Annotated in this window: 21 protein-coding genes; 13 read left to right on the forward strand and 8 right to left on the reverse strand. The window is 39.3% G+C overall.

The window, feature by feature from the left end:
- The first annotated feature begins 6 nt into the window (after positions 1–6).
- The 4 genes from DP73_RS01810 to phnE all read left to right on the forward strand — a co-directional run bounded on the left by DP73_RS01810 (position 7) and on the right by phnE (position 4,642).
- Entirely contained in the window at positions 7–1,722 is a 1,716-nt protein-coding gene (locus tag DP73_RS01810; RefSeq protein ID WP_034597050.1) for a methyl-accepting chemotaxis protein, read from the forward strand.
- A 362-nt stretch (positions 1,723–2,084) separates the two neighbouring features.
- Positions 2,085–2,978 (forward strand): phosphate/phosphite/phosphonate ABC transporter substrate-binding protein, encoded by an 894-nt coding sequence (gene phnD, locus DP73_RS01815; protein ID WP_052090335.1) that lies wholly within the window; start codon positions 2,085–2,087, stop codon positions 2,976–2,978.
- A gap of 54 nt (positions 2,979–3,032) precedes the next feature.
- Positions 3,033–3,803, forward strand: coding sequence for an ATP-binding cassette domain-containing protein (locus DP73_RS01820; protein ID WP_034597051.1), 771 nt, complete (start codon positions 3,033–3,035; stop codon positions 3,801–3,803).
- Entirely contained in the window at positions 3,800–4,642 is an 843-nt protein-coding gene (gene phnE / locus DP73_RS01825) for a phosphonate ABC transporter, permease protein PhnE (protein ID WP_052090336.1), read from the forward strand. Before DP73_RS01820 ends, phnE begins: the two co-directional genes overlap by 4 nt.
- Positions 4,643–4,756: 114 nt before the next feature.
- Here the strand turns inward: phnE and DP73_RS01830 are convergent, their stop codons facing one another.
- The 3 genes from DP73_RS01830 to DP73_RS01835 all read right to left on the reverse strand — a co-directional run bounded on the left by DP73_RS01830 (position 4,757) and on the right by DP73_RS01835 (position 7,662).
- A complete protein-coding gene (locus tag DP73_RS01830) occupies positions 4,757–5,716 on the reverse strand; it encodes an MFS transporter (RefSeq protein ID WP_242865666.1) in 960 nt (319 codons plus the stop codon).
- The gene (locus DP73_RS23765) at positions 5,713–6,096 is read right to left on the reverse strand and encodes an MFS transporter (RefSeq protein ID WP_242865667.1); all 384 of its coding nucleotides are present in this window, start codon (positions 6,094–6,096) and stop codon (positions 5,713–5,715) included. Before DP73_RS23765 ends, DP73_RS01830 begins: the two co-directional genes overlap by 4 nt.
- A gap of 648 nt (positions 6,097–6,744) precedes the next feature.
- Positions 6,745–7,662, reverse strand: a complete 918-nt coding sequence (locus DP73_RS01835; RefSeq protein WP_034597052.1) for a LysR family transcriptional regulator — start codon at positions 7,660–7,662, stop codon at positions 6,745–6,747.
- A gap of 226 nt (positions 7,663–7,888) precedes the next feature.
- Between DP73_RS01835 and DP73_RS01840 the strand changes: the two genes are divergently transcribed.
- The 6 genes from DP73_RS01840 (at position 7,889) to DP73_RS01865 (ending at position 14,035) form a co-directional block, all read left to right on the forward strand.
- Positions 7,889–9,772, forward strand: a complete 1,884-nt coding sequence (locus DP73_RS01840; protein ID WP_034597053.1) for an aryl-sulfate sulfotransferase — start codon at positions 7,889–7,891, stop codon at positions 9,770–9,772.
- Between the two features lie 94 nt (positions 9,773–9,866).
- Positions 9,867–10,187: a thioredoxin family protein gene (locus DP73_RS01845; RefSeq protein ID WP_034597055.1), complete on the forward strand. Its 321-nt coding sequence runs from the start codon at positions 9,867–9,869 to the stop codon at positions 10,185–10,187.
- A 258-nt stretch (positions 10,188–10,445) separates the two neighbouring features.
- Positions 10,446–11,414, forward strand: coding sequence for a peptidoglycan-binding protein (locus tag DP73_RS01850; RefSeq protein WP_034597057.1), 969 nt, complete (start codon positions 10,446–10,448; stop codon positions 11,412–11,414).
- A 409-nt stretch (positions 11,415–11,823) separates the two neighbouring features.
- Positions 11,824–12,381: a hypothetical protein gene (locus tag DP73_RS01855; RefSeq protein WP_034597058.1), complete on the forward strand. Its 558-nt coding sequence runs from the start codon at positions 11,824–11,826 to the stop codon at positions 12,379–12,381.
- 264 nt (positions 12,382–12,645) lie between these two features.
- Entirely contained in the window at positions 12,646–13,161 is a 516-nt protein-coding gene (locus tag DP73_RS01860) for a hypothetical protein (protein WP_034597060.1), read from the forward strand.
- Between the two features lie 124 nt (positions 13,162–13,285).
- Positions 13,286–14,035 (forward strand): YdcF family protein, encoded by a 750-nt coding sequence (locus DP73_RS01865; RefSeq protein WP_034597081.1) that lies wholly within the window; start codon positions 13,286–13,288, stop codon positions 14,033–14,035.
- A 555-nt stretch (positions 14,036–14,590) separates the two neighbouring features.
- Here DP73_RS01865 and DP73_RS01870 read toward each other — a convergent pair.
- The 3 genes from DP73_RS01870 to DP73_RS01880 all read right to left on the reverse strand — a co-directional run bounded on the left by DP73_RS01870 (position 14,591) and on the right by DP73_RS01880 (position 18,948).
- Positions 14,591–15,136, reverse strand: coding sequence for a hypothetical protein (locus DP73_RS01870; RefSeq protein ID WP_128751362.1), 546 nt, complete (start codon positions 15,134–15,136; stop codon positions 14,591–14,593).
- Positions 15,137–15,287: 151 nt separating this feature from the next.
- A complete protein-coding gene (locus tag DP73_RS01875) occupies positions 15,288–17,408 on the reverse strand; it encodes an RNA degradosome polyphosphate kinase (protein ID WP_034597062.1) in 2,121 nt (706 codons plus the stop codon).
- 73 nt (positions 17,409–17,481) lie between these two features.
- Complete coding sequence (locus tag DP73_RS01880) at positions 17,482–18,948, reverse strand: HD domain-containing protein (RefSeq protein ID WP_052090337.1); 1,467 nt, start codon at positions 18,946–18,948, stop codon at positions 17,482–17,484.
- Between the two features lie 128 nt (positions 18,949–19,076).
- On the opposite strand from DP73_RS01880, the gene ppx reads away from it, so the two are divergent.
- The 3 genes from ppx to DP73_RS01895 all read left to right on the forward strand — a co-directional run bounded on the left by ppx (position 19,077) and on the right by DP73_RS01895 (position 22,574).
- Positions 19,077–20,573: an exopolyphosphatase gene (gene ppx / locus DP73_RS01885; protein ID WP_034597064.1), complete on the forward strand. Its 1,497-nt coding sequence runs from the start codon at positions 19,077–19,079 to the stop codon at positions 20,571–20,573.
- Between the two features lie 554 nt (positions 20,574–21,127).
- Positions 21,128–21,844, forward strand: a complete 717-nt coding sequence (locus DP73_RS21905) for a CidA/LrgA family protein (RefSeq protein WP_052090338.1) — start codon at positions 21,128–21,130, stop codon at positions 21,842–21,844.
- Between the two features lie 40 nt (positions 21,845–21,884).
- Complete coding sequence (locus DP73_RS01895) at positions 21,885–22,574, forward strand: LrgB family protein (protein WP_034597066.1); 690 nt, start codon at positions 21,885–21,887, stop codon at positions 22,572–22,574.
- Between the two features lie 110 nt (positions 22,575–22,684).
- On the opposite strand, the gene DP73_RS01900 is transcribed toward DP73_RS01895, so the two are convergent.
- Both DP73_RS01900 and DP73_RS01905 read right to left on the reverse strand, forming a co-directional pair.
- Positions 22,685–22,924, reverse strand: a complete 240-nt coding sequence (locus DP73_RS01900) for a DUF2922 domain-containing protein (RefSeq protein ID WP_034597067.1) — start codon at positions 22,922–22,924, stop codon at positions 22,685–22,687.
- A gap of 37 nt (positions 22,925–22,961) precedes the next feature.
- Positions 22,962–23,186, reverse strand: a complete 225-nt coding sequence (locus DP73_RS01905; protein ID WP_034597068.1) for a DUF1659 domain-containing protein — start codon at positions 23,184–23,186, stop codon at positions 22,962–22,964.
- Positions 23,187–23,534 lie beyond the last annotated feature (348 nt).

Here is a 23,534-nt window from a genome sequence, read left to right on the forward strand (position 1 = left end):
TTTGATATGAATTGGTTTAGAAATTGGACAATAAGAACAAAAGTTCTATCACTGGTCACCCTCATGACCTTATTTATAGGTAGTGTGGGATTTATAGGTTATTACTTCAATGCTAAGGCAAATGTTAGTATTGACGGTATCTATAAACATAACTTAATGGCGATCAATTATCTGAATGATGCCAGAAATCAGTCAAGAGCAGGCGAAGCAGCAATCTTTCATTTTTTGATTGCAACTGATAAAGCAACACAAGAGTCAGCACACAAAACAGTGACTTCTCGATCGGTGGCTTTAGACAAACTACTAAGCGAATACCTGAAGCTTCCTCATGAAGCCTATGAAAAGGATAGGATTCCGAAATTACAGCAAGACTTAGCCTCTTATAAGACGGAAGTAAAAAGAGTAATTGAAATGAACCTTAATGGAGACCAAATAGGCGCTTATGAATATTTCGTAAATACTGCTTATCCTCATTTTGATTCATTTAGTATCGAATTGAAAGAGCTGGCATTATTTAATGTGGAACTAGCTTCTACTACACATTCTCAAAATACTCTTGACTATGCCAAGTCCATAAAACTTCTTGTTTCCATATCCATTGCAGCGGCCCTGCTGTGTCTATTGCTTGGGTTTGGAGTGGCGAGTTTTATCTCCAATTCTATTAGGAAAGTTTTGAAGAGCGTCGAACGAGTCGCAGCAGGAGATTTATCAATTGAAGATGTTATTGTCGCAGGAAACGACGAATCAGGTCAGTTAGCTATTAGTTTCAATATGATGAAGAATAATCTGCATGGGCTAGTTACTCAAGTCTCTCAGTCCTCGGAGCAAGTCGCGGCTTCCTCAGAAGAGTTAACTGCCATTGCCGAGCAAAATACTCAAGCTTCAACTCAGATAGCGACTTCGATCGAACTAGTAGCCCAAGGGACAGAAAAACAAGCAGGTGCTGTAAACCAAACATCGTCTGCTGTCGAAGAAATCTCTGCCAGTACAGAGGAAGTCGCTGCCAGCTCTAGTGAAATCACTCGTTCAATGGTCGATACATTGACAACGACTCAAGCCGGTCAAAAAGCCTTAGAACGAGTGGCTGAACAAATGAACAGTATTAGCGCAGGAACTAACCGAGTACAACATGCTATAACAGAGTTATCAACGAATTCCGAGAAAATTGGAAATATCATAGGAGTCATTACTGGGATTGCCGATCAAACTAATTTATTGGCTCTAAATGCAGCAATAGAAGCAGCTAGGGCAGGAGAGCAAGGTCGTGGGTTTGCCGTTGTCGCTGAGGAAGTTAGAAAACTGGCAGAACAATCACGGGAAGCTACAAAACAAATTGAAACTCTCATCAATCAAAACAAGAGTGATATTGGTACAGCGGTCACAGCTATGGCAGATGGTGTAGACAGTGTGAAAATGGGTATGAATGTCGTCGACGTGGCGGGACAATCCTTTAACGAAATCGCCAAACTTGTAGAAAGTGTATCTGCTCAAATGGAACAGATAGCTGCAACCATACAACAAATAGCAGGTGGAAATGAAAAGATAGTTTCGTCAGTTCGCGAAGTTGATCTAATTAGTAAGGAGACAGCAGCTCAAGCTCAAACAGTCTCAGCTGGGGTCGAAGAACAAACAGCTTCAATGGAACAAGTATCTTCGTCAGCCCAAAGTCTATCTACTATGGCATTTGAACTTCAAACAATTATTAACAAATTTAATATATAAAACAGTTCAGAAACCCTTAATTGACAATCAACAACAGCTAACGGAAAGCAAAGAGCAAGTAGCCCATCCCTTCATTAGGGAGCTTCTTGCTCTTTAGCTATTGGCGTCAAAAAGGGAATCGAGAGAGCAAACCCTATTTTTAGCCCCTTTTATTAGTTATGTTTATCATGATTGTGGTTAGCACCCTGACCTTAGACGGGGCGATGATAGGTCTGGAAGCAGTAATAGTGGCAATGGCAGGACTGGTTTAGCCTTTTCGAGTTTTTCATGATATCTTAAGTGATAGGTATTTAGTTATTGACACGCATTTATGATTAGTTATATAATTCTCTTTGTCGAATTTATGAGAAAAGGTGGATCTGATGAAGAAAAAAATAGCAATCATAAGTTTAATCATTTTGACGTTTGCTCTCCTCGTTAGTGGCTGCGGCTCAAACCCCAGTCAGCCTCAAGGGACTCCAGAAATAAGCCAACCGACTTTGCGCGTAGGGCTTGTACCTAATCAAGCTCCGGATAAAATTAAAGCTCAGTATGAACCTTTTCGTGAATTCTTAGCGGATAAATTAGACATGCCTGTTGAACTCTTCGTTGCCTCCGATTATGCTGGGGTCGTTGAAGCGATGGCCAATGATAAACTTGACCTTGCCTACTTTGGCGGTCTTACTTATGCACAAGCCAAACAGCGAGCTAAAATCCACCCAATCGTAACGGAGATCGATGAGGAGACCCAAACCTCCAAATATTATAGCTTAATTATCGTTCCCGCAGACAGCCCGGTTCAATCCACTGCTGACCTCAAAGGTAAAATCTTTGCCTTCGGTGATATTAGCTCAACCTCAGGCTCCTTATATCCTCGCTTCATGCTTGATAAAGCAGGGATCAAAGTACCGTCTGATCTTGAGAATGTAGTATACTCCGGTGGCCATGATGCAACGGCACAAGCGGTTCAAAATGGAACCGTTGATGCTGGTGGAATCGAAGGCCGGATCTTGAACCGACTCATTAGGAACAAAAGCGTCGACGCCAGTAAGGTTAGAATTATCGAAAAGCATCTGGTAGAGGGATATCCATGGGTTGTCCGGGATAGTCTAGATAAATCTCTCGAGGAAAAAATCGTTAATTCCTTTCTTGAGATGAAAGATCCCGAACTCCTTACCCTTATGAGAGCTAAAAGTTTTACCAAAGTCACTGACGCAAACTACGCAGAAATAGAAAAAGAAGCGAATCGTCTTGGTTTAATTAACCCTAATAAATAAGAGCCAGTGTTGGCAGGAACTCTGTTCCTGCCAACATATATTATGGAGGTCATCATGGATATCATTGCGGCAGAAGGACTTTCGAAAGTTTATCCCAACGGACAAGGACTGAACAACGTTTCCTTTTCCTTAAGCAAAGGGGAACTCATAGGTATCGTAGGCCCCAGTGGTGCAGGTAAATCAACGTTACTTCGCCTACTTTGTGGTGCCATTTTTCCCAGTGGAGGAACTTTAAATATCCTGGGCCAAGAGATGAGCCATATAAATCACCGACAGCTTCAGATCCTGCGAAGCAAAATTGCCACGGTCTATCAAAATTTCAACGTTATTCCTACTCTCGATGTGGCAAGAAACGTTTTCATGGGGAGAGCCGGTAAATTGTCATACGCTTCAGTGGTTCGGGGCACCTTCCGCCTCACCGCAAAAGAGGAATCCGAGATTGAAAAGATCTTAGCAATGCTTGGTATTGAAGATAAGCTTTATGAGAGATGTCAAGAGCTTTCAGGTGGACAACAACAACGGGTTGCTGTTGCCCGGGCCATTTATTGTGGGGCAGAACTGATTTTGGCAGATGAACCTATTGCCTCCGTAGACCCGGCAACAGCGGAACTTATTCTCCAACTATTCCAATCCCTAAATAAGCAAGGAAAAACAATAATTCTGAGTTTGCATCAAATTGATAGTGCTCTAAAGTATTGTTCTAAAATATTAGCTTTTGATCGCGGAACCCTAGCTTTTAACGGATGTCCTGAGGATTATATCAAAAGTGATGTCTGCAAAAAACTCATGGGTAATGTTCCTAGGGCGGGGGTGAAGGTCCTATGAAGCAAGAAAAATCCAGCACCCTCAATTGGGTCATAACTGCTGCTGTCCTGGGGGTCGTGATTATCAGCGGAATAGACACAAATTTTTCCCCAAGGGAATTTTTTGACCCCAGGAACGTCAAAGCGATGTCTCGTTTTGCTGGTGGCTTATGGCCACCAGAGACCAGTCCCGTCTTTTTGAGTAATGTTTTTAAATTATTATTGGAAACCGTCGAAATTTCCATAGTAGCTACAGTCTTAGCCACTCTATTTGCTTTGCCACTCTCTCTTTGTGCCATGAGGCCCCGGGGGGAAGAATATTCAAGAAAGGTTTCAGGGAGCGCTTTATGGTCTTTTCGTTGGGCATTATATTATCTTGCTCGTGGTTTTTTAGCACTACTTCGAGGGGTTCCTGAACTGATGTGGGCACTTATTTTTGTGGTGGCGGTTGGACTTGGCCCCTTTCCCGGGGTTCTGGCACTGACGGCTCATGGCACGGGAATTCTCGGCAAATTATATGCCGAAATGTTCGAATCTGTTGACCAGCGACTTGTGGAAATGGCACGTGTAGGCGGTATGGATGATCTAAAGCTCTTGATTATGACGAGAATTCCGATAACATTGCCCGTTTTCCTTTCTTATACCATATTTCGGTGGGAGTGTAATATGCGCTCTGCTACGTTACTCGGATTTGTGGGAGCAGGAGGAATCGGAACTCAGCTTATGATCAGCATGAAGCTCTTTATGTATCAGGAAGTTTCGACTTTGATTATAACAATATTCATTTTGGTGGTCTTGGTTGAGCTAATTGGACAATATCTAAGAACACGAATATTGGAGCAAAATGATACAAAGCATTGATTAAGCCTCAAGGGCTTTTCCTCACAACGAGTATATTTATTATTAGAAAAAATAAGATGGCAGAGCTACCTCTTATCCTAAGGTAGGTCCGCCATCTTATTTTTTTAAATTAACTTAATCGATTTCTTCCAAGGATCTACCACCGGTGCGCTGTCCCAGAAGTAGTACGGCTAGTGTGGAGAATATAAGAAGTCCTGCAAAACCTACGTAGAGATTTTTGAAACCATAACCTGTCATGAGAGCCGGAACAAAGAGTTGAGATCCTGAAACACCAAGACGTTGTATCGCATTGATAATCCCAACTGAGGTGTTACGCATTTTGGTCGGGTAATGTTCTGGTACATATGCCATGGCAATAAAACCAACGCCCATACCTAACGCATTAAGTCCAAAGGCTAGAATCATAATGAGCATATAGTTATTTCCTGCAAAGGCAAACCATACGGCTAAGGCTGCCCAGATTAACGTACCAATACCCATCGGAATCTTACGTCCACCCTTATCTGAGAACGGCGAGGAGAGGAACAGGCCCACTGGACCACCGAACATAAAGGCTGTACCAATCGATAAACTTTGCTCTAACGTAAAGCCTAATGCGGAATTAACAAGGGTTGGCGTCCAGACAGAAATCGCAAAACTTGCTATATTTAATGGAACACCAATCAGAAGCAATATGATTGTTCGTTTGAGGTATTTGCCGGAAAACATACCAATAAACTGTTCCATCGCGTTAACTTTCGGCGGGATGTTTTTTGCCGCATCGCTAAGGTCTACAGCAACTCCAGTAAGTGATTTTACAACCTCTTCGGCCTCTGCTATTCTGCCCTTGGATACAAGCCAGCGGGGTGATTCTTTTAGATACTTAAGTCCGAGGAAGAAGGTCAGGAATCCAGCACCACCCAAGTAGAAGATGATCCGATAAGCATCCGGACCCATTGGAATAATTGCTCTGGAAATCATACCGATAACTGGCATAGCACAGAAACCGCCGGCTGCACACAAGCTTTGCCACTTTCCACGGCTCTCTCCAGGAGAAATTTCCGCAATATAAGCAATCGAAGTGACCATCATCATGAAAATACCAAAACCTGTTGCTGCTCTCGCAAAAAAAAAACAGTAAAATCACTCGTCAAACCATTAAGAATCGACATGGATGAGAAGAGAACCATTGCCATAAGGAAGGTTTTACGACGTCCGATTAAGTCGGAAATCATACCGCCGAAGAATCCACCCAAGGTCATTCCTAGGAAATACGTAGAGGTAACCATCGCAAGTTGAGTTTTATCTGCAATGAAACCATTTTTCAAAATGGCTGGTGCAATAAAGGAAAAGTTATTGTTATCCAATTGCTCAAAGAAATAAGATAAGACAATGAGCATAAAGAGGAAAAGATGAGACTTACTGACGGGAAGACCGTCGAAATAGTTATTTTTGATTTTAGTTTCATTTACCACGAACTTCACTCCCTTTATAATAATTTAAGAATTAGTCCAGAGAACCATCAAATTCATGTGACAATAATTTTTTCGCAATTCAATATGGAAACTTTGACATACATTACCTCCCTCGTATTATTTAAAGATCTTGGCCTTGCTATGCTTTGTTCTGATTCTGTACTTTTGTTGGGGCCACATCCTTTCAGTAATCAAGTGATGTTAGATATTCCGGTGTGAAGTTAAGAGGGGTTTTCCTCAGGTTTGTGAAGGTTATATCAAGCACAGTGTAAGTGGTTGAAGTGTTTTTGACCAACAACGATTTATTGAGGAGGATACCAACTATTTGTTGTACTAATAGCTCCTATTAAAAAAAATAATAAGTTTTAACCCAGTGCACTTGTGACAACTTGTGGTGAACCTTGAGGCGTCAGCGGTACTTGGGTTTGAAAACTACTAAATAGTGCATGTATCGCCGGCTTCATGTTGAAAAGCAAAGAGAGTAGGAATTAGCTTAATAGCTAAATTCCCTACTCTCTAAATACTAAATAGAATTTTGGTGCCTTGACAAAGATTCATTGTGACAAAGACATCAAATCCTTGTTTGTGATAAATGTTGCAAATCAATATACTCGGCGTATAGCACCAACACATAGACTTGGGCTAGAGTTAAAATGGTAGCTTAATAGTCATGTAAGTTTTGAAAATTTCTAGCAGATCCTGGGTCGTTGAGGATAGAGGCTGCTGGTTAGATATCAGCCAGCCAAAGTCAAGACAAAAGCTTTCCTTAATCGGTATTGTGACGACTGAGTTTTCGCGAAAAAGATTTACATCCGAGAGGGTTGTAATTCCGATGGCTTTGCTGTGGATAATGGTATTAAAGTAAATTTCTCTGCTGTTTGTTTTCGCTATGATGTTAAGCTTACTCAAATCCCCGAACATCCGAGTTAGAATTTCTATATAAGGTTTATGATTGTAGGATACAATTGGATACTTCCTGATTTCGGATTTTTTAAACATGATCTTCTTAGCTAGGGGAGATGATTTAGCCACGCAAGCCGAAAACTCATTGCTGCGGAATTTTTCAAAGTGAACCTGGTTGTTTTTTAAAAGTGGATGACTGTAATAATCGGGTAGGCTGACAAGTCCTAGATCAATAAGCCCTTCATTAAGCATAGTTACAATATCTTCCGGTTTTTCTTCTTCAATGTGTAGATTAACTTCAGGATGTTTTTCTCGAAACGAATCTAAAATCGGAGGGAGGTAATGGCTCATATGGGGAGTCGTACTAATGATTAATTTATCATTGGAAGTTGGCGTGTCTATCCGGGAATAGGGTTCCATACTCTCAAGTAATTCTTCGTATTTAAGAATAACTTCCAGTGCTTTTTCTACAGCCAGATTACCGGCCTCTGTAAGAGAGACTCCTTGGCGACTGCGCCGAAACAAAGCAACATTTAAATCTGCTTCAAGTTTCTGAATAGCTTGGCTTAAGCCTTGCTGAGAAATGAATAGATGCTCTGCAGAAAGTGTGATGGATTTTGTTTTTGCTATCTCAACTAAATAATAGAGATGCTCTATACGCATGGTAACTCCTGCCTCTACTTTTTGTTATGTCGAATTTTAACGGAACTAAGATGTAGTTAGATTATTATACACAATATTGCTGTCATTTACATAGTGCCAACTATGAATTATTGACAGAGTACCGAAAAATTTTTAGCTCGGGACTTAGGGGAAGGCGTAGCGGTATGCCAATGGCCCACTACGGTAAAATATATAGATTACAAAAAGAATTAAAGGAGAGAAAATGATGAAAAACTATTTAGACACTCAAAAACATTTGATTACCTTACAACATGAATCCGAAGCAGCATTTTTAGCTGAGTTTAAATCCGGAAATTATACTTTAGAAAATCCTTACGTCGTTAAAAATCCCTATTTGATTAACCCATTGGCTGCAGTGATTTGTATTAATACCGAAGAAGAACTGGCTGTAAAAGTAACCGTAAAGGGCAAAGCAGTAGAGGGGGATATTGAACACTCATTTAGTGCTGCCAAGGAGCATGTATTACCTATTTATGGCTTATATGATGCTTATGAAAATACTGTTGTTTTGACCCTGGAAAATGGCAAGACAGCTGAGGTTAAAATCGAAGTTGAAGAATTAAATGTTAACAAAGCACTGTCTTGTAATACGACCTATGACTACTTTGGCAAAGATATTATGATTATATCAACCGCTACTCCACTCGTTGATTCCGCTAAAACTTGCGGTTTTGATTATGCCGGTGATTTAAGATGGGTGATGACCGAAAAAGCAAGTTGGGATATTAAACAATTAGCGAATGGACGACTTTTAGTAACTTCTTACCGCTCAATGCAAAAACCCTACTATACTGTAGGACTTATGGAAATGGACTTCTGTGGTAAGATCTATGTCGAATATAGGCTGCCGGGTGGATTTCACCATGATGCAGTAGAATTAGAAAACGGTAACTTACTAGCAGCTTCGGATAACGATTTCAATGAATCTGTGGAAGACTATGTCGTTGAGATCGATAGAGAAACCGGTGCAGTCGTTAAATCCTGGGATCTACTCAAAATATTGCCGAGAGAACAAGGGAAAGCGGGAGACTGGAATCACCATGACTGGTTCCACAATAACGCCGTTTGGTATGACAAACCCACCAATTCCATTACTATGTCCGGACGGCACCAGGATGCTGTCATTAACTTTAATTATGATACCGGCAAGTTAAACTGGATTATTGGTGATCCTGAAGGCTGGGGAGAAGAGTGGCAACAATATTTCTTTAAAAATGTAACTAAAGGTGACTTTGACTGGCAGTATGAGCAGCACGCAGCTAGAATTCTACCTAATGGAGACGTCTTCATGTTTGATAACGGAACCTATCGATCCAAAACTTTGGAAAACAGAGTGGCGCCCAATGATAATTTTTCCAGAGGGGTTATTTACAGAATAGATACTGAAAAAATGGAAATAGAACAAGTCTGGCAGTATGGCAAAGAAAGAGGAGCGGAATTCTATTCTCCATATATCTGCAACGTGGATTACTACGCTGAAGGACACTACATGGTGCACTCTGGCGGTATCTCGACCTTTAGAGGAAAACATACCGATGATTTAGGGGCCATGCAGTTGAATAAGCATAAAGATGAACACATCCACTTGACTCTAGAATCAATAACAGTAGAATTACTCAATGATGAAGTAAAGTATGAATTGAAGGTTCAAGGCGGCAACTATTATAGAGCCAGAAGACTTACATTATATAATGAAAAAACAAACTATGGATTAGGTAAGGGAAAATTCTTAGGTGGTTTTGGAGTTAACTCGGAATTTGGACTTAAAGTTAAGTTTAAAGAGGCTGAGGAGGAGCTTCCGAAAAAATATGCCGTCTCTTTAGTGCTTGAAGAAGATAGATTGGCGTTGCGCGGTACCTTTGTGGAAGGTTCTCAGGTTCTGCTGGAATTCAAAGGAGCAGAGGGTTCTAAGTTCTACTCAGTACCCACTGCTGTGCATGACATTACAGCCGCCTGTGTATCGTTTGAAGAACAAAAGGAAAATGATGTGCAGTATTACGTGAGCAGAGAAGGTTTATCTGGCGAATACGACCTTTATTTGAATATTGATAACCTAAAGTACGATTTAAAAATGTCAGTTAAACTATAAAACAGCAGTTAAAGCACAGCCGAATTTCACTGAGGTTCTACCGTAATGCACCCTCCACGGTAGAACCTCAGTGACTAATAATTAGGAGGAAAAAATGGAACTAAAGAAAATTAATGCCGACCTTTTTAATAAAGCAATTTATGATAACAATGAGGCCTGCGTAGTTGCATTTACCAGGCATGATTGTCACGTATGTAAAGAAGTGGTACCCAGGTTAGAAGAAGTTGCGGAAAAGTATCAAAGTAAATTAGGGTTTTACGCTCTGGATGTTGAACAGGATAAAGCTTTGTTTAAAAGTTTTTCCCTTAAAGGTGTTCCTCAGTTGTTGTTTTTCAAAGATGGGGAGTTCTATGGAAAGTTAGCTGGCGATGTTGAGGAAGAAGACATGGTAGAAAAAATTGAGGAGCTAATTTAAGAGGTGCACTCAATGAATCCTCAGGAATTATTCTTAAATATAAGTCAGCAGCCTGTGAAGCTGCTGGCTTTTTGATGTGCGCCGGACACGGGCGCATTCTAACGTATGCAAGTCCAGAGTGGGGATGGTTAAAGAGCCTTTGGTACATAAGTGATTGCATACATTGGAAAGCTCACTCGAGACGTTTGTTTGTTCCAACACTATTCCCTTACAATTACATATACTATAAAAGTATAAAATGTGATAGAGGTGGTTTAATTGCGAACATTGCGTATAGGATCAAGGGGAGATGAAGTAGTTGAACTACAGTCCACCTTAAGTATCTTAAAATATAAACCCGGAACGACAGATGGAATTTTTGGAGTAAAAACAGAATCCGCTGTAATCCAATTTCAAAAAGACTACGGTCTAGTCCCGGATGGAATTGTCGGATCAATAACGTGGGGATATCTACAGCGTCTGATAGCTACCTACTTTATATACATTATCAAACCTGGTGATACCTTCTACAAAATAGCACTTGCTCATAATTCTTCCCTTTCAGAACTCCTCACATTCAATCCTGGAATTAATCCCACTAATCTCAGGATTGGTCAAGCGATTCAGCTTACTCCAGTGAACATCACTGAACCATCTATTCGTATTATTTATCCTAAGGATGGAGCGTACCTTCCTTATAGCGATATAGAAATTACATGGATTGCTGCTCCGGATGCTACCAGTTACACGGTTGTTATTTCAGACTTGGATAATCCTTTGCCATACCTTCGTGATTATACAGCTGATGTGCCTGGTGATACACATAGCTTCACGTTGACAACTGATCATATAATTAGTGGACATCATTATGTTATTACAGTATATATTATGAAATCAATTGATCCCTTAATTGGCTCATATACTCCTATTTCTATGCCAAAGGTAAATGTAACTATTGGCGAGAACACAGTTAAATCCTTGACTATCAAATCACCAGTACAGAATGCAACCATTCTCCAAGGGAAACCTGTATTTCTGCAATGGGATGACCCGGCAGATGCAAGCACATTAAATCCAGAAGTTCTGATCCAATCAACAACAAAGGGGACTTATAGTTATAGCGCTCAAAATGGATCGGAAATCCCTAAATATATGTTGAGTTCGGGGAAATATCAAATTACTGTTTATTTGAGATCCGGCGAGAAGGTTCTTTATCAAGCATCAATAAATATAACTATAGTATCCTAAAGCTGCTCGTGGGCAGCACAATTTAGAGAGGCTTAAAGCCTCTTATTTATTTTGATGCCGGAATGAAGCATTCCTAGAACTATTGTATTGGATGCAGGTGTAAGGGAAAAGTGTAACATCATTAATTCCCAGATATTTGTAAACCTTGATATTCAAAGGGCTACCGTATTAGGGGGAACTGCTGTAGTTTCGCCGCTGGTCTGGGGTAAAATTACTCGATTATTTACTTTTGATAGAAGGCAACGATAATCGCAGAACATGCTTTTCAGCTGTCAAACCTTGTCGTTCCACATCGGGTCTAAGTACCAATGTGGAACGACAAGGTTTTCAACCTTTTATCATTAGCAATATTGTTATAAAAAGTTATTTCCTCCAATAAGGTCTAATAAAACCTATTGGAGGGAGTTATGTGAAAAAGCATATTATTCTAGGGGTATTGCTTGGCTTTGGTCTATCCCTAATTATACGAGACCCTTTTCTTTCGGTTACTGGCTACATAAACAAAAACATCTTAAAACATAATTTAAATAATCAACTTGTTGTAGATCTATCTGAATCAACCAAGGTTATGGAAACCCCTATTATTGAAAGCGGACAACTACTCTATAGTGCTTATCTGAACGATCAGACCATATTAATCAGAGGGTATATACAAATATGGAACCTAGATGACCTTGAAAATTTTTTAGTTAATAGTAAGAGAATTAGCACTTTCGATTTTCATTCCTATTCACTTCAACCGATTAAAATAGCCAATGATAAGGGTTATTTAACAGAATGGACTGCATCTTTTGGTGAAAGCTACAGGATTTCGGGGTTGGAGTATTGGTTGAAAAAATCAGATACCAGTGGGGTCTTAAGGATTTCTTTTTTCACAGATACAACTTCCTTCTCTAAAGAGCAGATGGGCTATATAGAGAAAATTATTAATTCTATTATTTGGAGCAAATATGATAATGCTATATGAATTTACCCCCATGCCTAAAGGTCATTTGTGATTGTATCAACGATTTAAATATTCCGTATAAATCAGAAACCCGGTGTGGCCAACCGGGTTTTTCTATTTTAATGATCAACTCTTATCTGCGAGCATCTTTTTCAGATCATATTTATTCTGTCTATTTGCAGGCTTATGTAAGAAAATGTAGAATATAAAACATTGGATACCACTAGATTAGTTCATAAAAGTATCTTCTCACATGAATTAGATTCTTATTAAGGATGGTGCTTGATGAAGCAATTACTTCTAGACAACTGCATCGACATGGATACTGTCCTGTTCGATCTGGACAATTCCCCGTATACCGTAAATATGTTATTGGCGTTACTCAAAGCCCAAGGAACGACTAAAAATGTCAAGAAAAATATGACTCAGTATTTTGGTAAAAAATTTAAGGCTGAGGATAGAGAGAAAGTCATCACCTATATGAAGGGTGTAGCACATAGCATTCTTGGAACTGGTGAAGATGCTGTTAAAGAATTGGAAGAGCAGACTGGTGCAATGCTCATACAGCTAAAAACTCAAGTGGACAATGCTGAGGAGTCAGGTAATTTCGAGGATGTAGCACAACAATTACCCAACATAGGAACTATTGTGGGGATCTATACCAAGCTCGGTGGCTACTTTCAGACGTGTGCAGACTTTTTGGAACAGGCAGTGAGAATTCAGAATGGACTAGGGGAGCATAATACTGCCCAGTTAACACAGAAGGCTTTAGATAGCTATCTGAAAAAAGCTAGAGTTTAAATGTGACAAAATAATGACCGTGAAGTGCCTAGGCATTTTACGGTCAAATACACAGTTGCTCCAAAGGTCTCCGGGAATCTAGGAAAAGGAGAAGAGGGAATTGGCAAAGATCCGAGCTTCGATTATGTTCATTATATTGGGATGGGTAGGAATTCTGGATACGATCTTCGTTCTTGTACTCAATGGGGGGATCAATCTTGGAACCCTTCTGCCTGGCTTTCTTGGAGTAGCTATGCTCTTTTGGGGATTAAAGAGTGACTATCTAAGGCAACATTTTTTAAAAGGTCACTTTCTAAGAGTTCGTCAGTTTGTACGTTTAAGTATCGTGATGGTGCTAGCTTCATTCATTCTAATTGAGAGTTTGTTGCTGTATAATACCAAGGATCCAATGCCAAGCCAAGTTGGCTACCTTATCATTCTTGGAGCGGGCCTTAATGGAGATAAACTCTCTTGGACTCTTTGGGAACGGGTAGATAAGGGCTTGAGAATTCTTCAGGATAATAAGGATATGAAAGTTGTTGTTTCTGGGGGAAAGGGACCTGGAGAATGGATTACTGAAGCCGAGGCAATGCAACGTTATTTGGTTGAACAGGGTATCGCAAAGGAACGGATAATCAAGGAAGAACAGTCGACAAGTACGATGGAGAATTTTCGTTATACCCGTGAGCTTCTTGGGCAACAAACGAGTTATGAACCTTCGGAGCCTGTGTTGGTCATCACGAACGATTTCCATATGTTTCGCTCGAAGTTTCTAGCAAGGCGTAATGGACTGAATCCAGTGGGTGTTTCGTCACCGACGCCTTGGTATTTGAGGCCTAATGCATATTTGAGGGAGTATTTTGCGGTTGTGAAGTCTTTTGTTTTTGATCGGTAATGCAGGAATAGCAGATCAGCATGTGGTTATGAGGTTTTCTATTTGTGTTGTTAAAAGCTCATGCCCCCGTATAAAATTAACGAATTCAGGTTGTGGAGGAAGCGTATGGGCGATCGTGAATTTGAAAATCATATACTTCACCTCTTTATCTTAGATTCCTATAAGAATGTGAGGTTTATTGATTTATACTATTCAGCATGTCCATGAGATGTTCTAGCATGAAACATCCGTAGGCTCTCCTCTTTCAGAAAGGAAGTGGTACACGGCAGTTACCACAATACATATTATGCCTGATTGTCCAATAAGGTTACAAACTCGTCTCGCACTGAAACAGTGTGAGACGTTTTTCTATTCCTCATACTACGGCTTAAAATATATTCGATGTTGTCAAAGGCACTGAGCTAGCTTCTCACTTGAAATAGATTATCCTTAAGGAGGGCACGAGTTGAAGCAATTACTTCTAGAAAACTGCATCGACATGAATACTGTCCTGTTCGTGGAAACAGCATAAATAAAATAGGAGGTAGTCAAACTACCCCCTGTCAAAGATTTACATTAACTTTTTTTTAATTTCTTGGTTTTACACTTGCATTCTGAACTATCAACTTTTTTATCTTTACATTTACACTTAACTTTATCAGCCTTTTTCTTTTTCTTCTTCTTTTTGTCGACTAAAAGACTTAACTCTCTTTGAATATTAGCAACCTTTTCTTCTAATTCTGCTATTTTAAGCTCAAGAGTTTTTACTTCTAGATTGCCCATGTCTGAGGTTTCAGAAAGGGAATCGTCCTCAGTTTCAACAACCGGCAATTCAACACCCTTACTTTCTGCTTCTGTAAGTTCATCAAGTGCACTTTCATTTTCAGGAATTATCTCCGCTTGAGGCTCAACTTCGGGGATTAACTCGGCCACATATTCGACTTTAGGGGGGGACTCAACATTAATTTCCCCTTCCAGTGTTGATTCTTGTGCGCTTTCTAATTCAGAAATCCCCTCAAATTGACTTTCTGCTTCAATACCTGCATTAACCTCTTGTACAGGATCAGTTTTGGGTGTTTTGTCAACAGATTTTTTTGACATATTAGCTCCTCCTTTACTCATTTCTTTATTCTAAATCCTCCACTAACATCTTAAACTTAGCTCTAACACTCTTCGTAAAAGAGGTCTAAAATCTATAAATTAAGCGTTCTAATATCGAATCCTGAGGGGATATGTATGCAGTAGTCTAACTGGCCTTTTAGATTCTAAATGATTATCTCGAGAAAATCGGTTCTAGTTTCATACGACTAAGTTCAACTTCTTCTGAAGGGGTTTCACTTGAGCTTGAGCTAAGCAATAGTTCCTGACTATTTATAAGCGCCTTTCTCTTTGTACTAATTTTATTGTAGGTTCCTTCAAAATTCAAAACCCTTGATTTCGCTGTGTCTTCCAAAGCGACCTCCAGGATATTTATAACTTTTTCTCGAACTGCCGGATCTTCGACAGGAAAGAGAAGTTCTACTCTTCTATCTAAATTTCGTTTCATAAGATCCGCGCTAGAAAGGAAAATAGCTTCCTCGCCGTCTCCATAGAAATAATAGATTCGGCTATGTTCAAGAAATCGACCAACGATACTCCTAACAGTAATATTCTCGCTAATCAAAGGAATTTTTGGTCGCAGACAGCATATGCCACGGACAATCAGATCAATGGTAACTCCTGCAGAGGAAGCGTCATATAATGCTTCGATAATTTCCTTATCCACCAAAGCATTGACTTTGGCAATTATTCTAGCGGGCCTGCCGCTTCTAGCAATATCTGCCTCTTTGTTGATTAAATCGAGGAATTTTTTCCTAAGGCTGATTGGAGCAATAGTCAATTTGTAGAGATGGGAAGGGCTGGAACAGCCCGAGAGGACATTGAAAACTGCAGAGGCATCCGCTCCTATATACGGATTACTGGTTAACAAACCTAAATCTGTATATATTTTTGCAGTCACATCATTATAATTACCAGTTCCAAGGTGAACGTATCGTCTAATAATACCCTCTTCCCGGCGAACAATCAATAATACCTTGCAATGGGCTTTTAATCCGACTAATCCATAAATCACATGGCAGCCTGCAGTTTCAAGCTTCTTAGCCCAAGTGATATTATTTTGTTCATCAAAGCGCGCTTTTAACTCGACGAGAACCGTAACTTGTTTCCCGTTGTCAGCGGCCTGAGCTAATGCTTCAATAATGGGGGAATTGCCGCTTACCCGATAAAGTGTTTGTTTAATCGCGAGAACATTAGGATCTTCTGCAGCTTTTTTGACAAGGTCAACAACCATATCAAAAGAATCGTAGGGATGATGTAATAAAATGTCCTTCTCAGTGATTGACTGAAATATATCCTGATCGTCATTTAAGAGAGTTGTATAAGCGCGGGGTTTAAGTGGATCATATCTTAGATGATCATAGCCATCAAGTCCACTTAGTTTCATGAGAAATGTTAAATCAAGGGGGCCCTTAACTTTATAATTCGCTTCTACTGAAATTTCCAACTCTTCTTCTAAGAATTTCAGCAGTAAAGGATTCATACTCTGTTCAATTTCTAAGCGAATTGCACTCCCGAATTTTCTTTGTTTTAGTGACAGCTGAATTGCCGTGAGAAGATCTTCCGCTTCATCCTGAGCAACATCCAAATAGGCATTTCTAGTAATACGATAACACCCTATGGCCTTGATATAGTATTTATTGAATAAGGCAGCTAAGTTTGCTTTAATAATTTCTTCTAAAAGAATAAATACCCTTTGAGAATTAATGGTTGGAATTTCTATTAACCGATCTAAGACTGAGGGAACCTGAATAGTTCCAAATATGGAATTACTATCATCGCTATCAGTATCCTGCAATAATAAAGCAATATTTAAGGTCTTGTTCAAAATTAGAGGGAATGGTTGGTTCCTATCGACAGTCATTGGGGTAAGAACCGGAAATATATTATTGGCATAGTAATCTCGAATAAAATCAAGCTGATCTTTGTTTAGATCCTTATATCGGATAAAATGAATATTTTCTTTCTTTAGAGATTTTGTTAGTGAACGATTATAACAATTGTACATATCCGTAACTTGTTTATGGGTTTTTGAGGATATTTTAAGAAGTTGTTCCTTGGGAGTGAGACCGGCAGGGTCAGTTTTTACGAACTTTGCAGTGACTTGATCATGCAAGGATGCTACTCGAATCATAAAAAATTCATCCAAGTTAGAACCTACAATTGAAAGAAATTTTAAGCGTTCTAAAAGGGGGTTACTGGTATCCTGAGCTTCTTCTAAAACTCTTGCATTAAATTCCAGCCAGCTGAGTTCCCTATTGAAAAATTGCTGGGTTGTATAAGGATTTTTCTTCAATGCTTTTTTATCCTTTCAATTTAATTCTTACACCCATTACTTCTTGAAAAAATTCTGCATTGTTCATGATGTCTCACTTTTCTAGAATAATGTCCTTATTACTAATTAGGTGTAGGTGAAGTTCGTCGTCTGAAGAACTGAGTATTTCAAAATCACTAATCTTTTGTTTATGTGAAATGTCCATGGATTCAGCAATTTTTAAGATTGAAGATAGTTTTGAAACTAAAATTTTTTCAGTATGACTCAAAACATAATAACTTTGGTCCAAATATGTAGGAATCATTGTTGTTGTGTGATACTTGGCAATATTTGCGATGAGTTCTAATTCTTTATCGGAGAAGCCTAAAATACTTTGTGATCTGATTATATCAGAGGAATGATTGCTGTGTTCACTTAAACTAACATAGTTTCCAGAATCATGAAGAATTGCTGCCACTTGAAGATATAATTTTTCCTGATCTCCAAGTTTATGATATTTCCACGTTTTTTCAAATAATTCTATGGACATTTTTTCGACATAGGCGGCATGTTTTTCATCCACACCATATTTTTCAGCCAAATACCACACTGAACTTATAATATCATTGGCATCGTTTGTTTTTCGTTGTATCTCATGTAGACTATCAATAAGCCCATAAAGAATCCCTTGACGATTAGTTATCATCGGGGCATGGATGCCCTTAGCTTTTGTCCTGCTCAGTAAGCTGTGAATAATTAATATGGTGGGCAATAATAATTCTGCTTCTGCCAAAGTAATATTGAATGCTTCGATCATTTGGTCGCTGCTTAAATCTCTAACCTGAAAATACAGGTTATCAAAAGATTCTTTGCTGATATAAGCTTGTTGTTCCATTTTGGTGATTTGTAATAATATGCTTAAACTCCCGCCAAGACAAATAAATTTTTTTATAGGCATTTTTTTTAGCTTAGGTTTAAGTAAATATATTTTGCTTTCAATATATTCTTCCATAATCCTGGGGAATGAAATGGTTTTTGCTTCCAGTGAAGAGAGAACTTCTCTTAGCCTTAACGGTCCCAGTTTGAGATGTTCTGTAAACTTCAATCCATCGGCGGCATACATTGAAACTTCGACTCCGCCAGAAGTTATATTGGCAATAATTGAATCAGCTAGGTCAATATGGTCAACTTCGTTTAAATAATTTCTCAAAGCTTTATAGATCAAAAATCGCTCTTGAAGATTATTAACAATTTCCACATGGATTCCTGCTATAAGTCTTATTTGTTCAATAATGTAGTCTCGATTATCTGCTTCATGGAGACCACTTGTAGCAATTGCTCTATATACTTTCACCTCGTAATCCTTCATGAGTTTGGCAAAACTTTTTAATCGAATACAGGTTTCATTAATAGTTTTAGGGGAAATTCTGCGAGTTGTAAATGTATCCTTGCCAATATTATTTGGCAGGGAAGTATCCTCTAATATCCTTAAGGTACCATCGGAATGTAATTGTGCAATACTCATTCTTAAGAAATCTGAACCTACATTAATGGCGGCTACCACTTCATTTTTCTTTTTCATTATATTACGGCTCCTTATGTACCTCTTGAGATCTAAGTTTGCCAACCTTGAAAACAGTTTGGATTTAATATAGTATTAGATCGATTTATCTAACGTATCATAGCATATGATTTTATGGGAGAAATAACATGAAGAAAATCGGAATAATTGATATTGGGTCTAATTCAATAAGGTTAATGTTAATAGAAGTCAGTGGTAACTATTTTCGAATTATTGATGAAGTAAAGGAAACCGTTCGATTAGGAATGGGAATGGCTGAAGATAACCGACTCAATCCAGTTAGGGTTGAAAGAGCTATTGAAACGTTATCCTATTTTAAATCATTGTGTGAAGGTTTAGGCGAATGCGAACTGTTCCCCGTAGCAACAGAAGCTGTCAGAAGGGCGAGCAATCAAGGGGAATTCTTAAAGTTAGTTGAATCCAAGTTACAAATCAAAATAAAGGTTCTTTCCGGAGTAGAAGAGGCTTATTATGATTATTTTGGTGTCATTAATAGCATGGACTATTCAAATGTGTTAATCATAGATATCGGCGGATCCAGTACAGAACTCATCTGGGTTGAGGGTAAAACGGTTAAGGAAGCAGTTAGTCTCCCTTTTGGTGCTATTACCATTACTGATCAATTCGGAATTAGAGAAAAAATGAATAGCACTATTGAAAAAGAATTAAATACCTACCTTCTCGCACAATTCGGAAGAATATCTTGGCTGGGTGGGGCAACGAATTTACCGATGATAGGAGTCGGCGGCACGATTCGCAATATTGCTAGAATATCAAGGAAAAATACTAATTATCCCATAGATCGTTCTCATAATTACATAATGGATTCTGCCGATGTCTTGAATTTATATGATTATATAAAATTCAACAACTCCGAGCAACGTAAAAAGATAAAGGGGCTTTCTAAAGACCGGAGTGATATGTTCTTAGGAGCATTTTCAGTGGTTTCAGCTTTGCTAGAGTTCTGTAGTAGCCCTCAACTAATTGTAAGTGGCAGCGGAATTAGAGAAGGGCTGTTACATGAGATCCTTCATGGAGATAAAGTGATTAACGATGTGCTTGAGTTTTCTATTAATAATATTATGGAAACATTAAGTATTGATAAACCACATGCCCATCACGTTTGGAAGCTAGCGGAAAGCTTGTATACTCAACTTCAGCCTATCCACAAGATGAATGGCAACTCTTACAAAATTTTAAAAACTGCATCCTTATTACATGATTGCGGTAAAGCAATAAATTTTTATAGTCATCACAAACACTCTTTCTATATGATGGCGAGTTTACCAATTAACGGGTTAACACATAAAGAACTCATTATGGCGGCTTATACAATGATTCTTAGCGTAAAAGAGAATTTTGTGCTCGACAAATCTCCGTATGTTAAGCTATTAACAAAAGAAGATAAATTAATTGTTCAAAGACTGGGAACGATTTTAAGACTGGCAGAATCCCTCGACAAGAAAAGGAACGGAAATGTTACTGATGTAGTGTGCGAGTTAAGGTCAGACAACTTGTTCTTGCGTTTATTATCAGAGGGCACGACTGAAAGCGAGAGGAAAACCGTTGAGGACCGCGGTAGTAACTTTTACAAATTATTCGGGAAAACATTGGAGTTGGAATAATCATTGCCCATCGCCTAGTTCATTTATGCTTCAGGTAAAGAAAAACTTCGGAGTATACTTTTCAGGCAGTAATCGGGGAGGAGGCTAGAAGCAGCAAGCATCTAGCCTTTATTTATGTGCCGGCGACGACTTTAGAACTTTCCGGAAATGTCGGTGAGCGAGATGTGTCTGTCATCTCGCTCAATCTATACGGCTTAGACTTAACCGGAAAAATCTAAATTCATATATCATTACTTGTTAGTATAAAGTATGAGCATTAATTCTCAGTTAAGGAAAAGTTAACTTAATGTTAAACATCGCTGCAGCCTCTTTCATTGCTCCAACACTGCTCTCAACCAACACAACACATTACCAATTCTTAACAATAACTGCCTTTTTTCTTAACACTAGAGTGCTATACTTATATTATCCCAAACAACTACAAAAACGATAAAGGCAAACTTGGGGAAAGCCAAGGAAGCAAAGCCACGAAGGGAGGATTTATAAGATAAATCAATTTAGATTGTATGAAGAGTGAGGGGTTTTAAAATGATCATCGGTGAGGCGGTTTTTTTATGCCTATAAAGCTATTGTGGCAAACTGCTATACTTTGCTTGTTTACTTGGGGTGGAGCGCAAATCACAGCACGTTGGCAACTCCCAATCCCAGGAAGCGTTATAGGAATGGTTCTTTTATTTATTTTTCTCTGTTTAGGAGTAGTAAAGTTACAACACATTGAGGAGGCAGTAAATCTGCTGCTAAAGCATATGTTATTCTTCTTTATTCCTATGGTTGTGGGATTAATAAATTCAGGAACCTTGCTATATAAAAGTGGGCTTGCTTTAGCTACCTCAATAGTTGTCAGTGTAGTGGTAGCCCTTGCCATGACGGGGGTTGTTGTCCAAAAGTTTGGAACAGGACGTAAATATTTACGAACTGAAATTAAAATGGCAATTCAAATTATGGGCATAGATTCATTTCAAATTAATACCTTCACAGAAGATATAAGCGGTGGTGGGGTAAAAGTTATATCTAAGCAATTATTAGAGATTGGTACTAAGGTGAATTGTATTATTTCTGGTTCTAGGCTTGGCATAATTGAAGCTACCGGAGAAGTAGTGAGAAACGAAGAGAGAGGACAAGATTTTCGCTTAGCAATTAACTTTACAGAGATGAGTGAACAAGATCGAACTAAATTAATAGCCTTTACTTGCCGGATGGGGGAACATATTTCTCTAGACACCACAGACACGAATCAGGGTTTTTTACAGCCGTCCATGGAAAAACACTGATTAAGGATACCTAGAATTCTAATGGGGGTGGGATCAACCGGTGAATTCATTTCTAATTGTAGCTAGTATAATTTTGACAATGGGTGCTTATAGCTTAAGTAGGCTCATTTTCTTACGATGCAACAGACACCCCCTGCTCAATGTGTTATTTCTTAGTACATTCTTTATCTTTCTCTTATTACGTGCCTGTCATCTTTCGTATGATGAGTATATTTCAGGAATAGACATTGTCACTTACTTTTTGGGTCCCGTTACCGTGGCTTTAGCTGTACCTCTCTTTAAAAATAGGCTGGTACTGAAAAAATATATTACACCGATATTTGTTGGTATTTTGTGTGGGTCCTTGGCTAGCATGACCACTGCTGTGTTAATTGGCAAGCTTACAGGGTTGTCTAAAACGATAACAATGTCTCTGGCACCTAAATCGGTAACAATACCTATTGCAATAGAAATTGCTAAATATATAGGTGGTGATCCGACTTTAGTAGCCATTTTTGTAGTTGTTACCGGTTTGGTTGGCTCCATTATCGGACCTACATTATTAACGAGATTAAAAGTCACAGATCCTGTTGCCAGAGGGATTGCCTTAGGTACTGCTGGTCAGGGTCAAGGGACTGCCGTTGCTATGCTAGAGGGTGAAATGCAAGGGGCTATGGCCGGACTTGCAATGGCATTGGCTGGTGTTTTAACATCATTGATAGCCCCCATGTTCCTCACACTGATAGGATAAATGCTGACTTACCATTTTGACTATCTTAATTTCTATATCCATAAGAGCGGCCCTTAGGCCGCAAAATCACCGGCCATCGGCAGGCGAGGCATTTTCCCCACTGACAGGTTTCAATATAGGGGCGGATCATACAAATCGGTTGTTGTTGAATCTGTTATTTTAATGTCTTTTTTGCCGATTAATTCGCCACCGGTGGTGACAAACATATTTTTTGATATAATCAGTTCCATAGCGGCTTCAACTTCCGCGGCAGTCAAGTCTGTCCGTGGTGCCGGCAGCGTAAGGGTAAATGTGCTTCCCTGGGTTGTGACAAAGGTCAGCCGAAGGGTCTTCTGCTGCGTATCTGCCATACCAATCCCCCCTCTCCTCGTATGATTGATTAGAGATTTATTCCTCAGCTAGATCAAAGCGGTTATTCCGGGTTACGGATACCAACGGGTATTCCAACAAATCGAATAAAGTGGTTGCTACTTCGTAAAGATCCTCATCGGACACGTCCATCTTTAGCCCGGAAAAGCTTTTTTGCCGGAAAACCGGGGAACCGCCGGCATTCGTGCCGATCTGATAACGGATAACCATCTCGGTTTCCACCCCTGACGAAATGATAGGCATTCATAATCCCTCCCTTATTCTGATTTTTACTGGTCAAGCCTTGGTTTGTCCTTTTTATCTTATGCACCTTGTCCGGCAGGGGTTACCCTTGTCTAGGGTATATATGACAAAATAATGGGAAGACCGTAAAGTACCTAAGCCTTTTACGGTCTTCCCATTATTTTGTCACAAGTGAGGGCTTGAACACATAGGCTATGAGTAAGGTTGTACAAATCCATCTTGTCTTATGGGAGCTTTTCTCCGGAAAAGCTTATGAATAAGCAGAGGAGCTAGAAAATCATGGCGAAGGGAATAAGTGAGCGAACGCCACAGATTATCGCGGCGGAAATTAACAGTATTAAAGATCAG

Source organism: Desulfosporosinus sp. HMP52, assembly GCF_000765145.1.
In the GTDB taxonomy this organism is placed as follows: Bacteria; Bacillota; Desulfitobacteriia; order Desulfitobacteriales; family Desulfitobacteriaceae; genus Desulfosporosinus.

What these genes read in the sequence shown, in the direction of transcription:
- DP73_RS01810 (WP_034597050.1), top strand. Translation starts at nt 7, where the DNA reads ATGAATTGGTTTAGAAATTGGACAATAAGAACAAAAGTTCTATCACTG.
- phnD (WP_052090335.1), top strand. Translation starts at nt 2,085, where the DNA reads ATGAAGAAAAAAATAGCAATCATAAGTTTAATCATTTTGACGTTTGCT.
- DP73_RS01820 (WP_034597051.1), top strand. Translation starts at nt 3,033, where the DNA reads ATGGATATCATTGCGGCAGAAGGACTTTCGAAAGTTTATCCCAACGGA.
- phnE (WP_052090336.1), top strand. Translation starts at nt 3,800, where the DNA reads ATGAAGCAAGAAAAATCCAGCACCCTCAATTGGGTCATAACTGCTGCT.
- DP73_RS01830 (WP_242865666.1), bottom strand. Translation starts at nt 5,716, where the DNA reads ATGATGATGGTCACTTCGATTGCTTATATTGCGGAAATTTCTCCTGGA.
- DP73_RS01835 (WP_034597052.1), bottom strand. Translation starts at nt 7,662, where the DNA reads ATGCGTATAGAGCATCTCTATTATTTAGTTGAGATAGCAAAAACAAAA.
- DP73_RS01840 (WP_034597053.1), top strand. Translation starts at nt 7,889, where the DNA reads ATGAAAAACTATTTAGACACTCAAAAACATTTGATTACCTTACAACAT.
- DP73_RS01845 (WP_034597055.1), top strand. Translation starts at nt 9,867, where the DNA reads ATGGAACTAAAGAAAATTAATGCCGACCTTTTTAATAAAGCAATTTAT.
- DP73_RS01860 (WP_034597060.1), top strand. Translation starts at nt 12,646, where the DNA reads ATGAAGCAATTACTTCTAGACAACTGCATCGACATGGATACTGTCCTG.
- DP73_RS01865 (WP_034597081.1), top strand. Translation starts at nt 13,286, where the DNA reads ATGTTCATTATATTGGGATGGGTAGGAATTCTGGATACGATCTTCGTT.
- DP73_RS01870 (WP_128751362.1), bottom strand. Translation starts at nt 15,136, where the DNA reads ATGAGTAAAGGAGGAGCTAATATGTCAAAAAAATCTGTTGACAAAACA.
- DP73_RS01880 (WP_052090337.1), bottom strand. Translation starts at nt 18,948, where the DNA reads ATGAAAAAGAAAAATGAAGTGGTAGCCGCCATTAATGTAGGTTCAGAT.
- ppx (WP_034597064.1), top strand. Translation starts at nt 19,077, where the DNA reads ATGAAGAAAATCGGAATAATTGATATTGGGTCTAATTCAATAAGGTTA.
- DP73_RS21905 (WP_052090338.1), top strand. Translation starts at nt 21,128, where the DNA reads ATGCCTATAAAGCTATTGTGGCAAACTGCTATACTTTGCTTGTTTACT.
- DP73_RS01900 (WP_034597067.1), bottom strand. Translation starts at nt 22,924, where the DNA reads ATGGCAGATACGCAGCAGAAGACCCTTCGGCTGACCTTTGTCACAACC.
- DP73_RS01905 (WP_034597068.1), bottom strand. Translation starts at nt 23,186, where the DNA reads ATGCCTATCATTTCGTCAGGGGTGGAAACCGAGATGGTTATCCGTTAT.